At 72.0% G+C, this 13,552-nt stretch carries 8 protein-coding genes; 4 read left to right on the plus strand and 4 right to left on the minus strand.

Features of this window, described 5'->3' with window-relative positions; genetic code table 11:
* The first annotated feature begins 21 nt into the window (after positions 1–21).
* From BU197_RS01055 to BU197_RS01065, 3 genes are all read left to right on the plus strand, one after another.
* Positions 22–2,793: a helix-turn-helix transcriptional regulator gene (locus BU197_RS01055; RefSeq protein ID WP_188266233.1), complete on the plus strand. Its 2,772-nt coding sequence runs from the start codon at positions 22–24 to the stop codon at positions 2,791–2,793.
* A 341-nt stretch (positions 2,794–3,134) separates the two neighbouring features.
* Positions 3,135–3,818 carry a sigma-70 family RNA polymerase sigma factor gene (locus BU197_RS01060; RefSeq protein ID WP_317452112.1) on the plus strand — a complete coding sequence of 228 codons (684 nt, stop codon included), beginning with the start codon at positions 3,135–3,137 and terminating at the stop codon, positions 3,816–3,818.
* A 230-nt stretch (positions 3,819–4,048) separates the two neighbouring features.
* Positions 4,049–5,275 carry a cytochrome P450 family protein gene (locus tag BU197_RS01065; RefSeq protein ID WP_188266234.1) on the plus strand — a complete coding sequence of 409 codons (1,227 nt, stop codon included), beginning with the start codon at positions 4,049–4,051 and terminating at the stop codon, positions 5,273–5,275.
* A 65-nt stretch (positions 5,276–5,340) separates the two neighbouring features.
* Here the strand turns inward: BU197_RS01065 and BU197_RS01070 are convergent, their stop codons facing one another.
* The 4 genes from BU197_RS01070 to BU197_RS01085 all read right to left on the minus strand — a co-directional run bounded on the left by BU197_RS01070 (position 5,341) and on the right by BU197_RS01085 (position 12,736).
* Positions 5,341–8,928: a hypothetical protein gene (locus BU197_RS01070; protein WP_188266235.1), complete on the minus strand. Its 3,588-nt coding sequence runs from the start codon at positions 8,926–8,928 to the stop codon at positions 5,341–5,343.
* A gap of 290 nt (positions 8,929–9,218) precedes the next feature.
* Entirely contained in the window at positions 9,219–10,352 is a 1,134-nt protein-coding gene (locus tag BU197_RS01075; protein WP_188266236.1) for a hypothetical protein, read from the minus strand.
* 105 nt (positions 10,353–10,457) lie between these two features.
* The gene (locus BU197_RS01080; protein ID WP_188266237.1) at positions 10,458–11,951 is read right to left on the minus strand and encodes an amino acid permease; all 1,494 of its coding nucleotides are present in this window, start codon (positions 11,949–11,951) and stop codon (positions 10,458–10,460) included.
* On the minus strand, positions 11,948–12,736 hold the full coding sequence (locus tag BU197_RS01085) for a gamma-glutamyl-gamma-aminobutyrate hydrolase family protein (RefSeq protein ID WP_188266238.1): 789 nt from the start codon (positions 12,734–12,736) through the stop codon (positions 11,948–11,950). The genes BU197_RS01080 and BU197_RS01085 overlap by 4 nt, the downstream gene beginning before the upstream one ends.
* Positions 12,737–12,792: 56 nt before the next feature.
* Between BU197_RS01085 and BU197_RS01090 the strand changes: the two genes are divergently transcribed.
* Complete coding sequence (locus tag BU197_RS01090; protein ID WP_188266239.1) at positions 12,793–13,512, plus strand: FadR/GntR family transcriptional regulator; 720 nt, start codon at positions 12,793–12,795, stop codon at positions 13,510–13,512.
* Positions 13,513–13,552 lie beyond the last annotated feature (40 nt).

Raw genomic sequence — 13,552 nt, forward strand, 5'->3', positions numbered from 1 at the left:
CGACGTGCGCGGTGGTGGTGGATGGCGGGCGGCGCTCCTCGGGGCGGGCTGCGAGGCCGGCGTGGCGAGTGCGGAGTGCTGGACCAGGTGGTGGCCGACGCCCGCGCGGGCCGCAGCCAGGTACTCGTCCTGCGCGGCGAGGCGGGGGTCGGCAAGTCCGCCCTCACGGACTATCTGGTGGAGAGCGCGGCGGGCTGCCGCATCCTGCGGGCCGTCGGCGTCGAGTCCGAGATGGAACTGGCCTTCGCCGGACTGCACCAGCTGTGCGCACCCCTCCTCGGCTTCCTCGACCGGCTCCCGGCACCCCAACGCGACGCGCTGTCCGTGGCGTTCGGCCTGCGCGCCGGAGGCGCACCCGACCGGTTCCTCGTCGGGCTCGCCGTCCTCAGCCTCCTGGCCGAGGCGGCGGAGGAGACACCCCTCGTCTGCGTGGTCGACGACGGACAGTGGCTCGACCGGGTCTCCGCGCAGACCCTGGCGTTCGTCGCCCGCAGACTCCTCGCCGAGCGGGTGGCGCTGGTGTGCGCCGTACGGACCTCGGCCCCCGACACGGGCCACGACCCCTGGACGGGCCTGCGGGAGACCGAGGTCCGGGGACTGCGCGGCGACGACGCGGACGCGCTCCTTGCCTCGCTCGTCCCCGGCCGCCTCGACGCCCGGGTCAGGGACCGGATCGTCGCCGAGACCCGGGGCAACCCGCTGGCCCTCCTGGAACTCACCCGCGGCCTGACCCCCGCGGAACTCGCCGGAGGCTTCGGCAGACCGGACGCGGGCCCACTGACGAGCCGCATCGAACAGAGCTATCTGCGGCAGATCGACGCCCTCCCCGAAGCCGCCCGGCGACTCCTCCTCCTGGCCGCCGCCGAACCGGTCGGCGACCTGCCCCTGCTGCGCCGGGCCGCTGAACGGCTCGGCATCGGGCCCGACGCCGAAGGGACGGCCGAGGCCGCCGGACTGATCGAATTCGGCGCGCGGGTACGGTTCCGCCACCCGCTGGTCCGCTCGGCGGCCTACCGCGCGGCCCCGCCCCCCGCACGCGGAGAGGTCCACCGGGCCCTCGCCGAGGCGACCGGCCCCGAGGCCGACTCGGACCGCCGGGCCTGGCACCTGGCCCACGCGGCCCGCTGCCCCGACGAGACCCTCGCGGCCGAACTGGAACGCTCCGCCGACCGGGCCGAGGCCCGCGGCGGCGTCGCCGCGGCTGCCGCCTTCCTGCGCCGCGCCACCGAACTGACCCCCGACGCGACCGTACGAGGGGAAAGAGCGGCCGCCGCCGCCCAGACGGCCTACGAGGCCGGAGCCCCCGAAGCGGCCCTCGACCTCCTGGCGGCCGCCGAACTCAGCCCCCTGGACAAGGCCGGACAAGCCCGGCTCGCCCGGCTCCGCGCCCGCATCGCCTTCGCCCGCCGACGCGGCGGCGAGGCACTGCCGCTGCTCCTCGACGCGGCCGGACGGCTCACCCGGGTCGGCGACGACGAGGCCCGTGAGGCCTACCTCGACGCGATCGGCGCGGCGGTCTTCGCCGGCCGGACACACGACATCTCCGTACGGGAAGTGGCCGAGGCCGCCCGCTCGGCGCCGTGCGGACCCCGTCCCCCGCGCCCCACCGACCTCCTTCTCGACGGTCTGGCGATGTGGTGCGCCGAGCCCGGGGCCGAAGGCGCCCCGCTGGTGAAGTCCGCGCTGCGGGCCTTCCGGCAGGCCCCCGGGCAGGCCGGGGACCACGAGGTCACGCGCTGGCTCTGGCTGACCTGGCTCACCGCCGCCGACCTCTGGGACGACGAGTCCTGGCAGGTCCTGACGACCCGCGCGGTCCGTTCCGCCCGCGCGACCGGCGCGCTCACCTTCCTCCCCCTGGCCCTCGGCTACCGGGCCTCCGTGCACGTCCACGCCGGGGAGTTCGCCCTCGCCTCCGCGCTCGTCGACGAATCCGTCGCCCTCACCGAGGCGACCGGCCACTCGCCCATGGAGTACCCGGCGCTGCTGCTCACGGCCTGGCGCGGCGACGACCCCCGGGCGGCGGAGGTCATCGAGAGCGCCGCCGGGGACGCCGCGACCTGGGGCGAGGGACGGGCCGTCGGCCTCGCGGCCTACCTCCTCGCGGTCCTGCACAACGGCCACGGCCGTTACCAGGACGCCCTGGACCACGCCGCACGCGCGGTGGAACACGAGGACTTGGCGGTCACCGGCTTCGCCCTCGCCGAACTCGTCGAGGCGGGCGCGCGCGGCGGCGCCCCCGCGACGGCCGAGGCGGCGCTGCGCCGCCTTGAGGAACGGACCCGCGCTGCGGGCACCGACTGGGCCCTCGGCACCCTGGCCCGGTCCGCGGCCCTGCTGAGCGAGGGCCCGGCCGCCGACCTGCTCTACCGCCAGGCCGTCGAGCGGCTCGGCCGCAGCGGGATCGCCGTCCACCTCGCCCGTACGCACCTGGTGTACGGCGAGTGGCTCCGCCGCGAGAACCGGCGCGGCGAAGCACGGGAACACCTGCGGACGGCCTACGAGTCGCTGCGGGACTTCGGGGCGAAGGCCTTCGCCGAGCGGGCCCGCCGCGAACTCCTGGCCACCGGTGAGACCCCGCGCCGCAGCACGGCCCAGGCTCGGGACCCGCGCGAGGCCCTGACCGCGCAGGAGGCGCAGATCGCCCGCCTCGCCGCCGAGGGGATGACCAACTCCGAGATCGGCGCCGAGCTGTTCATCAGCCCCCGCACCGTCGAGTGGCATCTGCGCAAGGTCTTCGCCAAGCTCGACGTCACCTCGCGGAACAAGCTCCGCACGGCGCTGACCGGGGGCTGAGGGGCCGCCGTCCCCCGCCCGGCGCTCTCCGCCGAGCCCCGCCTGCACCACTTCCCGCGCCCCCTGCCCGAAGAGCCTGCCCGTCGGCATCTCATTCCCGCGCCCCCTGCCGTACCGCCTGCCCGTCGGCCATTTCCCCTTCCGTACGCCCCTGCTCGTCGCCCTTTCCCGTATCCCCTGGCCCGTGTACGAGGGCGGGCGCGCGGACGCCCCGTACCCCCTGGCCCGGCACACCAGGGCCAGGACCAGGGATTCCCCGGGCGCGCGCGGCACCGGAGGAGCGCGAGCGTGGCGGGGGAGGCATCACCCCCGGATGCCGTGTGCGAAACGGAGCCGTGCCCGTGTCCCTGAACCCGCCGGAAGCCCCGCCCCGGACGCCCTCGCCCTCGACGTCCCCGGTCTCCCTGGACGAGGCGCTGTCCGTCTTCGTCGGCCTGAGACCCCGTCTCTTCGGCATCGCCTACCGGATAGTGGGCAGCACCGCGGAGGCCGAGGACGTACTCCAGGAAGTGTGGGTGCGCTGGCAGAAGACCGACCGATCGGTGGTGGTCAGCCCCGCCGCCTTCCTGTCCCGCGCGACCGCCCGCCTGGCCGTCAACGTGACCCGTTCCGCCTGGTCCCGCAAGCGGAACCACACCGACACCTGGCCGCCCGACCCCGTCGACCCCGGCACCGACCTGGAGACCCTGGTCCAGCGGGCGGAGGAGGTCGACCGGGCGCTGCTGCTCGTCCTGACGCGGCTGACCCCGGCCGAACGGGCCGTGTACGTGCTGCGCGAGGCGTTCGCGTACCCCTACCCGGACATCGCCGCCACCCTCCGGCTCAGCGCCGTCAACGTCCGCAAGATCGCCAGCCGTGCCCGCAGACATCTCCTGGCCGAGCCCAGGGGGACCCTGGACACCGGGGAGCACCGACGGCTGCGCGCCGCCTTCGCGGCGGCGGCCCGGCACGGGGACATCGCCTCCCTGGAGCGGGTCCTCGTCCCCCGTCCCCCGGCCCGGCGCGGCACGATGACACCCGCGTGATCCGTTCCACGCGAGGGACACCGCCGGGACCCCGGTCCGGGCGACGGGCAGGGACGCGCCCGGCGCGCGGTGTCACCGTCACGCTCCTCATTCGGTCAGTCGTACGGAGAAACCGGTGCGGCCCGGTCCGTACGGCCCTACCGTTCCCCTCCGTACCACGCCCCACCCCCATGAGACCCCAGAAGACCCCATGAGACCCCGCGAGACCCCGTGAGACAGGAGCCCTGGACATGCCCGACGAGCAGACGTTCGTCCTCGACCCCGCCGGTGCCGACCACCACGCCGAGGACCGCGCCCTGCGCGCACGCGGCGCGGCCACCCGGGTGGACATCCTCGGGGTGACCGCGTGGTCCGTCTCCGACCCCGCCCTCCTCAAGCACCTCCTCACCCGCCCCTATGTGTCCAAGGACGCGCGGGCGCACTGGCCGGAGTTCGCCGAGAAGGCCACCACCTGGCCACTCGCGCTCTGGGTGGCCGTCGACAACATGTTCACCGCCTACGGGGGCGACCACCGCCGCCTCCGCCGTCTGATCGCCCCGGCCCTCTCGCCGCGCCGGGTGGCCGACCTGGCGCCCGTCGTCGAGGACCTGGTCGCCGGTCTCCTCGACGAACTGGCCGCCCTGCCCGCCGGGGAGACGGTCGACCTGCGGGAACGGCTCGCGTATCCGCTGCCGATCGCGGTCATCGGCCGGATGATGGGGATCTCCTCCTCCCGGCTCGACGGGCTGCGCACGGTCGTGGACCGGGTCTTCGCCACCACCCTCTCCGCCGACGAGGCGGCGGAGAACACCGCCACCCTCTACCGGCTCCTCGACGAGCTGATCGCCGCCAAACAGGCCACGCCCGGCGACGACATGACGTCCTTCCTCATCGCCACCCGCGACGAGGAGGGCGACGGCGGCGCCCTCACCACCGACGAACTGCGCGGCACCCTCGTCCTGATGCTCAGCGCCGGATACGAGACCACCGTCAACGTCATCGACCAGGCGGTCACCTCCCTGCTCGCCGACCCCGGGCAACTGGCCCACGTCCGCGCCGGACGCTGCGACTGGGGTGACGTCGTCGAGGAGACCCTGCGACACGAACCGTCCATCAAGCACCTGCCGATGCGCTTCGCCCTCCAGGACATCCCGCTCCCCGACGGACAGACCATCCGGACGGGGGAGGCCATCCTCGCCTCCTACGGCGCCGCCAACCGGCACCCGGACTGGCACGGCGAGGACGCCGACCGCTTCGACGCGACCCGGGTCACCAAGGAACACCTGGCGTTCGGGCACGGCGTCCACTTCTGTCTCGGCGCGCCGCTCGCCCGCCTCGAAGTCGCCACCGCCCTGCGGGAACTCTTCACGCGCTTCCCCGACATCCGGCTCGCCGTGCCCGCCGACGGGCTGCGCCCGCTGCCGACCCTCATCAGCAACGGGCACGCGGCCCTCCCCGTACGGCTGACCGCCGACTGACCTCGCCGGGGATACGAGAGTGCCGTCGGCCCCTCGGGGCCGACGGCACTTTCCTTCGCCGAGGATCAGCCGCTGAGGGCCCGCCAGGTGAACGCGAGACCGGAGTCCCTGTTCAGGAGCAGCGAACCGCCCAGTTCGGTGAGATACAGGGGCTCGGTGGCGCTCGCGTACTGACTCAGGGAGAAGCTCGCCGAGTGCCGGTCGGCCAGCGGGGTGCACCACAGATATCCGTCGTCGTTGGGACGGAAGCGGTTCAGCGTGAGGGTGTTCCCCTCGCCGACCTCGGGGTGGGTGCCCGTGGAGTTGACGTACAGCCCGTCGTGGGCGAGGTAGTAGCAGTACCGGTCGCCCGTCCTGCCCGCGTCGATCGGGATGAACTCCTCCCCGGGGTCGTCGCTCTCGGGCTCCAGGACCAGCGGGGTGCCCTCCACGGGGTTCGCGTCCCGCACGGTGATCGTCGAGCTTCCGTCGGTGATCTCGTCGACGTCGAGGGTCTCGTTCTGCGCGTCCTGGACGAACCAGCGCTGGTCCGGGTCGAACTCGCCGACGAGATCCCGGCCCACCACCTCGTCGCCGTCGGCTCTCGCCAGTCTGGTCAGCGCCTGACCGGTCGCCTTGTTCAGCAGGGTCAAGGTGCCGTCACCCATGCCGAGTACGCGCCAGAGCGAGGAATCCCCGGTGTCGAAGGGGGCCAGGGACACCTTCGCGTCGGGAACGCCGGACTCCTGGGACAGGAAGTCGGACTCCAGCCGGTGGATCACCCGGTAGTAGCCGGGGGAGTCGGCGGCCGGCTCGAACTCGAAGTCGTGCTGGGCCCGGCTCGTCCTTGAGATCGTGTCGAGCCCGAGGGCCCGGAGGCCCGAGCCGCCTGCCGCGCCCCGGGGAACGGGGGACTTGGTCGTGCTCGCGACCCGCAGGTTCGTCGGCATGCCCGCCGGGACGGCCTCGGCCTTCGGAACCGGGTCGGGCGTCGTGCACGAGGGGTCGGTGGTGCTGTAGGAGAAGTCGTAGGTGACGGGATAGTGGTCCGAGATCTCGTGGTCGGACAGCACCCGGCCCGCCTGGCCGACCACGATCCTGTCCTGGGGGGTGGCGGGCGCGGGGGTGACGGCGTAGTCGATCCAACGGCCAGAGGCGCGGCGGGTCTGCATGTGCGGCCCCACGGCTTCGAAGTGGCCCGTGTCGGTTCCGAGCGCCGTCCGCAGATCCGTCGGCTCCATGTTGTAGTCACCGAGCACGACCCAGCGCAGCGGTGTGCCGTTCGGGCCCGCCGTCGCCATGCTCTGGCTCACGTTCCGCAGCATCGTGGTGTTGTCCCCGCCGCCACTCGCGTCCCCGTGCCAGGTGAAGTAGACGACCCCGCAGATGCCGACGCCGAGCGCGGGACGGCTCTTCCCCGTGTGGACTCCCTCGCTGGTGGTCTTCCCGGGTACGACGAAGATGTCCTCCGGTGGGATCCTCCTCCGGGTCCACAGCGCCAGGTTGATCTTCTTCTCGTTGTTGGTGGCTCCGTCGTAGGAGGTGTTCAGCCAGGTGAGATAGCCGGTCGGATTCCGGGCCCTGGTCGGCGAGAGAGCGAACTGGTTGACCGGCGGATTGAACCACTCGCCGTTCTTCAGGCGTTTGAAGTACGTGTGCTGGTCGAATTGCTCCACGTTCCAGTAGTGCAGGTTCTCCGTGGGCGATCCGGCCTCCTGGAGCGCCATGACCTCATTGGCCCTGGGCAGTCCGCTCCCGGACTCGTTCGCCAGGAGGGGTATGTCGGTCCCGTACCTGTCCATGACCCCGCCGGCCTGACCCGCGCCGTTCATGTTCCAGGTGAGCGCCTTGACGTCGACGACCTGCTCACGGGGCGGGAGTTCGCCCCCCGTGTCGGCGAGGAAGAGCGACCGCCGCCTGCCGACGTCGAAGGCGGCCACCCCCTTCCCCGTGAAGTCCACGGTTTCCCGTCCGGTCCAGTCCGCGATGCCCTGCCCGTTCTCGCTCAGCGGCTGGAACGTGCGCCAGTCGTCCTCGCGGGACCCGAACTGGAACGCGGTTCCCGCCTGGGCGCCATAGGGCCGGTACGGCTCGAAAGGCCCGCCCGGAGTGGACTGTTTGATCAGCGTGTTGTCGAAGAAGACGTTCTGCGGACCCGAGGAACCGGCCCATTTGCCCGCCTTGGGGCCTGCCGCCCACCAGATCGGATACCAGGTGCCCTCGTCGATCTCACCGCCCTCGCCACCGCAGTTGCTCGTGCAGTTGGCCGAGCGATGCTCGTAGGGCACCCGTACCGTGTTCTGCTCGAAGAGGTTGTCGTGCTCCCAGCCGCCGTGCAGGTTCAGGTCCGAATCGAAGTCGTTGCGGAAGGCCACATTGCCGCCCGCCGACCACTGGAAGGTGAAATGGCGCAGATTGCGGCTGAGGTTGTGGGCCCACAGCGAATCCCAGACCCGGCTGCCCCGCAGATAGCCGTTGCCGCCCTTGCCCTTGTTCCAGGCGCCGTCGAAACTGTTCCGCTCGATCTGTAGATTGCGGGCCACCTCGGTGACGATCGGATGCGAACCGGTCATCGTGGCCCGCAGCCCGCGCGCCCAGCTGTTGGCCGCCCACTTGAAGACGATGCCGTGCATCGCGTACTCCGGCGCCATGTTGCCGTAGTTGTTCCTCGCCTGCTCGGGCGTGAGCGCGTACGTCCCCTGGCCGCCGATCTTCGGCAGCCCGTTCATGTCCTGGGTGAAGGCGAAGTCCTCGAACCCGACCCCCTCGACCACCTTCAGAGGGGTCACCTTGCTGGCGTACGGGGTGCCACTGCTGTTCAGCGGTGCGGAGCCGTCCGATTCGGAATGGACCGGCAGGTCCCACTCCAACTGCTGGTCCAGCGTGATCGTCTTGGCGGCGGCGTCGACCCGGGTCACCCGGAACATCTCCTGGCGCATGTGCAGCGCCTCGATCATGCTCGGATCGGTGATGCCCTGCTGCGCGTAGAAGTTCCTGCTGTTGGCCGCGCCCACCCAGACGTAACCGCCCGGGGTGAACTTCCTCATGTCGGCTTTGGCGTCCAGCCGTACGACATCGCGGCCCTTGCGGGAGGAGAACCCGGGATCGTCCGGCGCGGCGGCCACCTTGAAGCCGGAGGCCCAGTGCTGGTTGACGCTCCCCTCGAAGAGGTCCTTGCGCATCGGGAGGCTCGACGCCAGCTCCCAGTCGTCCTGGTACCGGGCCGCCACCTCACGGGTCTGCACCCGGAACATGCCCCGACCCGGCCAGATCCAGCCGCCGTTGCCGATGTCGGGGGCGGTACCGGCCGTCATGCTCTCCTGGTCCCAGCGGCCGTTGACCGTCTGGTCGTAGCGGGTCTGGAGGTCCGGCCGGAACACCAGCCGGGTCCCTCCCTCGCCGGAGCCCTGCCCCCTGAGCGTGAGGAAGGAGGCGTCGACGTAGACCTGCCGGGAGAGGTCGATCCGGCCGGCGGGCAGCTCGATCAGCGAACGCCGGTGGAAACCGGCCCTCGGCGAACAGGCGCTCTTGACGTGGTCGATCGCCCGCTGGAGCCCGGCGGAGTCGTCGACCCCGTCGTCCGCGCCCACCTGGTACGTGGCGGCGAGGACCACCGGGGTGATGCGGCAGGCGGGGTCGGGACTCAACTGCTCGTCGCCCCGGGGGAGATCCATGCCGCCGCGATACCCGGCCCGCGACCAGTCCGGCATCCCGGGAGGGGACTGCGTCCGGTTCCCGTACCCCAACTCCGGGCCGACCGCCCCCGGCCCGGCCGACGGCGGGTCCGCCGCGCCCGCCTGAGGGCCGAGCGCCGGGGCCCCGCCGGCCGCCGGGGGAGTGAGGGCCGTCGCTCCCCAGGCGGCCGGGGGAGTAAGGGCCGTCGCCGGAGCGGCCCCCGGTATCAGCAGGCAGAGCAGCAGACCGGAGACCAGACCCGCCGCCGCGCGGCCCGGACGCCGCGGGGTCACCACTGGGGGGCCGAGGGCGTGGGCGAGCCCGCGAAGTCGTACGCCTTCTTCCACAGGACCCCGCTCAGACCGCTCGCCGTCCCGTTGATGACGTAGTAGAAGGCGGTGCCGTCGATGACGGCCAGCGGGGTCTTGCCGTACGTGTTGGCGAAGGTGTTCTCCTCGTAGTAGCCGCTCCAGCCGCCGTCACGGGAGATGATGTAGCTGCCGATCGTGCTGTCCCGGTCCTCGGCGAGGCTGATCACGCCGTAGCCGCTGCGGGAGAGCGCGACGGAAGGCGCCTGCCGGGTCCAGCCGTAGGTGTTCGCGGCGAAGATCTGACGCGGGCTCGTCCAGCCGGAGCTTCCGTACCGCTGCCGGGAGAGATAGACGCGGTTGTCGGTGCCCGTGAAGGCGAGGACGACCTGGTTCCAGGGCGCGGGGTCGCTGTTGTCGGTGTCCACCTGGGCGGCGAGCGCGGGGGCGTCCTTGCTCAGCGCGTTCGGGACCACGGCGGGGCTGCCGTAGGTGGCGGTCTCGCCGTTGTAGTACATCGTCCAGATGTCGTCGTTGGACTGGCTGTTCCAGGCGAGCATGAACGAGTTGTTCGGAAGCGCGGCGACCGCCACGGGCACCGTGTCGGTGGTCCGCGTGTCGTTGGGGATCCTGGTCCAGTCGGGCAGCGTGGCGGGCAGCTGATAGGCCGGGGTCAGCTGGACGCGGTGCTGGTAGACGTGGCCCTCCGTGCCCGTGTGGAAGACCCGGAAGTTTCCGCGGCCCCCGTCGTCGGTCCAGATCACCCTCGGAGGCGTCCAGGTCTGCGCGCCCGGCAGGACGTACGCGGGCCCGCTGTTGAGCGAGATGTAGAGGTTGTCGTTGTCCGCGCCCCGCCAGACGTGGACGATGTTGTTGCGGTTGTCGCGGGCTTCCCCGGTGGAGGAACGGCTGGTGATCTGGCCGCCCGCGTAGTTCACCGGCTTCCAGTCGCCGCCCTCGCCGGGAAAGCCCCACACGGCCGATGCCGACGTGGCGAGCCCGAGCACGGCGGCGAAGGCGGCGACGAGCGCCACCGCCGCCGTCCGGAACCCCCTGGACCCCGCGAACCTCTTGAGTCCCTTGAACCTCTTGAGCCTCGTGTCCCTCTTGAGCATGTCCCCTCCGGTGTCGATCGGGACGGCCGCGTGGCGGGCCGTCCCGGTAGAGACAAGGCGGGGACCTCGGATGTGACATGACGCTCGTCACCCCGGTCGGGGCGGTCAGAGTTCCGTCGGGCGCTTCTTCTGGAGCCACAGACCCATGAGGGAGACGGCCACGGTGAACGCGAGGGCCAGGACGGAGTCCGTGCGCGATTCCGGCAGCACGATCATCACCGCGTACAGCGCGAGCAGAGCGCCCAGGGTGGCCCAGGTGAGCCAGGGGAAGAGCCAGACGGCGGTGCCCGAGGCGGGCCGCAGGTCCCCGGAGCGGTCGCGTCGGCCGAGCACCAGATGCGCGGCGGCGATGCCGATCCAGGTGACGTAGACGGTGTCCCCGGTGATGTTCACGAGCCTGCTGAAGGCCGTCGTCGGGTGGAAGACCTGGAGCAGCAGACAGAGCACCGCGACCGCGACGGTGAGCAGGATGGCCGTGTACGGCACCCCGCGACGGGAGACCCGCGCCAGGTAGGACGGGGCGTCGTGGTCCCGGGCCAGCGCGAAGAGCATCCGGGAGCTGGCGTACACCTGGGAGTTCATCGTGGAGAGCAGCGCCGCGAACAGCACGACGTTCAGCACCGTGGAGGCGCCGTTCAGGCCCAGATGGGAGAGGGTGGCGGCGAACGGGCTCTCGCCCACGGCGGCGCTGTTCCAGGGCAGCAGCAGGACGATCACGGACAGCGAGCCGAGATAGAAGACGGTGACCCGGACCAGGATGGTGCGGGTGCTCTTGCGGATGGCCGCCGCCGCGTCCTGGGCCTCGCCCGCCGCGATGGTCACGATCTCGGTGCCGGAGAAGGAGAACATCGCGCCGGAGGTGGCGATGACCACCCCGCTGAGGCCCATGGGGAGGAAGCCGCCGTGGTCCACGAGGTTTCCGGTGCCGGGAGAGGGGGTGCCCGGCAGCAGACCCGCGATGGCGATCAGGCCGACCGCGATGAACAGGGCGATCACCGCGACCTTGAGCCAGACGACCCAGAACTCCATCTCGCCGTAGGCGCGTACGGAGGTGAGGTTGACCGCCGTCACCAGGGCGACCACCACCAGGGCGGTGAGCCAGATCGGCAGGGCCGGGATCCAGCCGTGCACGATCTGCGCGGTCGCGATGGACTCGACGCAGAGCCCCAGGGGCCAGCCGACCCAGTAGATCCAGCCGCTGGCGAACCCGGCCCAGCGGCCGAAGGCCAGTCGGCCGTAGACGGCGAAGGCGCCGGTGTCCGGCCGGGTGATCGACATCTCGGCCAGCATGCGCATGATCAGGATGACGATGGCGGCCGTGACGGCGTAGGCGATCAGGATGCCGGGGCCGGCCTGCTGGATGCTCACACCCGAGCCGACGAAGAGCCCGGCGCCGACCGCGCCGCCGATGCTGATCATGGTGATGTGGCGGTTGTGGAGGCTCCGGGCCAGCGTGGGCTTGCCGGTGCTCTCGCCGTGGCCCGCGCCCGTGCTCTCGCCCGTACGCGTGCTCTTGCCCTTGCCCGTGCCGGTGGTGTCCGGCGGGGTCTGCGCGTTCGTGGCCTCCCGACGCGTGGCGAGTCCGTCCCCGCGCCTCATGCCCGGACGCCTTCGAGGGGCTCGTCGTGCACCTGCTGGAGCAGCGCGCGGAACAGCGGCAGACGCAGTTCGGGGCTGGGCACGAAGGCCTCGGGGTGCCACTGGACGCCGACGGTCCACGCCGTCGACTCCGAGGCGCCGGGGGCGGGGTACGCCTCGATGGCCTCGACGCAGCCGTCGTCGGCGCGGGCCGTCACCCGCAGGCCCTCGCCCACCCGGTCGACCGCCTGGTGGTGGCCGGAGGAGACCGGGATGCGCTCGGTCCCGAACACCTCGGCGACCGCGCTGTCCGCCGTGAGCGTCGCGTCGTGGACGGTCCACTCCTCGCCGTCCACCGGGTTGTGGGCGACGGAGGTCTCGGGCAGGTCGATGTGGAGGGTGCCGCCCCGGAGGACGTTGAGCAGCTGCATGCCCCGGCAGATGCCGAGGTAGGGCAGCCGGTTGGCCAGGGCGTACCGGACGACGGCGATGTCGAGCACGTCCTGCGCGGGGTTGACGTCGTACAGCGAGGGGTGCTCCGGGTCGGCCCCGTACAGCGCCGGGTCGACGTCGCCGCCGCCCGGGACGACGATGCCGCGACAGCCGGAGAGCTGGGATTCCAGCGAGTTCCCGTCGGCGGACGGGTGGATCAGGACGGGCTCGGCACCGGCGGCGCGGATCAGCTCGACGACGTCGTCGAAGATGCGATTGGCCTCGACGATCCGCTGGTCGGCGCCCGGGGCGTCGCCGTCGCTGAGGCGTACGGGTATCCCGATGAGGGGTGCCGAGTGCTCGGTGGTGCTCATTAAGCTCTCCAGAAATCGCGTTGGTGTAGAAATGCGAAATCTAGAGGATAGGTTTCATGGACGACAAGGGTTGGGCGCATCACATTGCGCCGGTGCGTGCCGCCGGAGCCGCCGAGGCCATCGCCCGGAGGCTCAGCGAGCTGATCGGCGCGCGGATTCTCGTGGGCGGTGACCGGTTCCCGCCGGAGAAGGCCCTCGCCGAGCTGTTCGGTGTCGCCGTGATGACGATCCGGCACTCCATGGCCGTGCTGCGGGAGGAGGGCCTGATCGAGACCCGGCGCGGCTACCGGGCCGGCACCTATGTGGTCCCCGACGTCCTCGCCCGCATCCGCGAGCTGACCGCCCTGCACTCGTACACGCTGGCCGACATCGAGGAGCTGACGGCCTGGCGGATCGCGGTCTCCGGCGAGGCCTCCGCCAGGGCCGCGCGGCGCGCCACGCGGGCGGGGCTCGTCAGGCTGCGGGAGCTGGAGGCCGCGGCGGACGAGGCCGTCGCCGACTCGGAGGCGTACCGCACCCTGGACGCCGGGCTCCATCTGTACATCGCCGAACTCTCCGGCTCCCGCCGCCTGGTGGAGGCCGAACAGGGCATTCAGGACGAACTGACCCGGCTGCTGGCCGACCACCCCGGCGGCGTGGAGGCCAGGAGCACACCCGACCAGCAGCACCGCGCGCTGGTCGGGGCGATCGAGGAGAGCGATCCGGAGAAGGCCCGCGAGCGGTTCGCGAACCACGCCGAGGCCACGGCGGACCTCTTCCTGCCCTTCGTGCAGTAGTCGGACGACCGGACAAGGGGCGGGCCCGATCGGTGAGACC

The sequence above is a fragment of the Streptomyces sp. CBMA291 genome, from assembly GCF_014596525.1.
GTDB lineage: Bacteria > Actinomycetota > Actinomycetes > Streptomycetales > Streptomycetaceae > Streptomyces.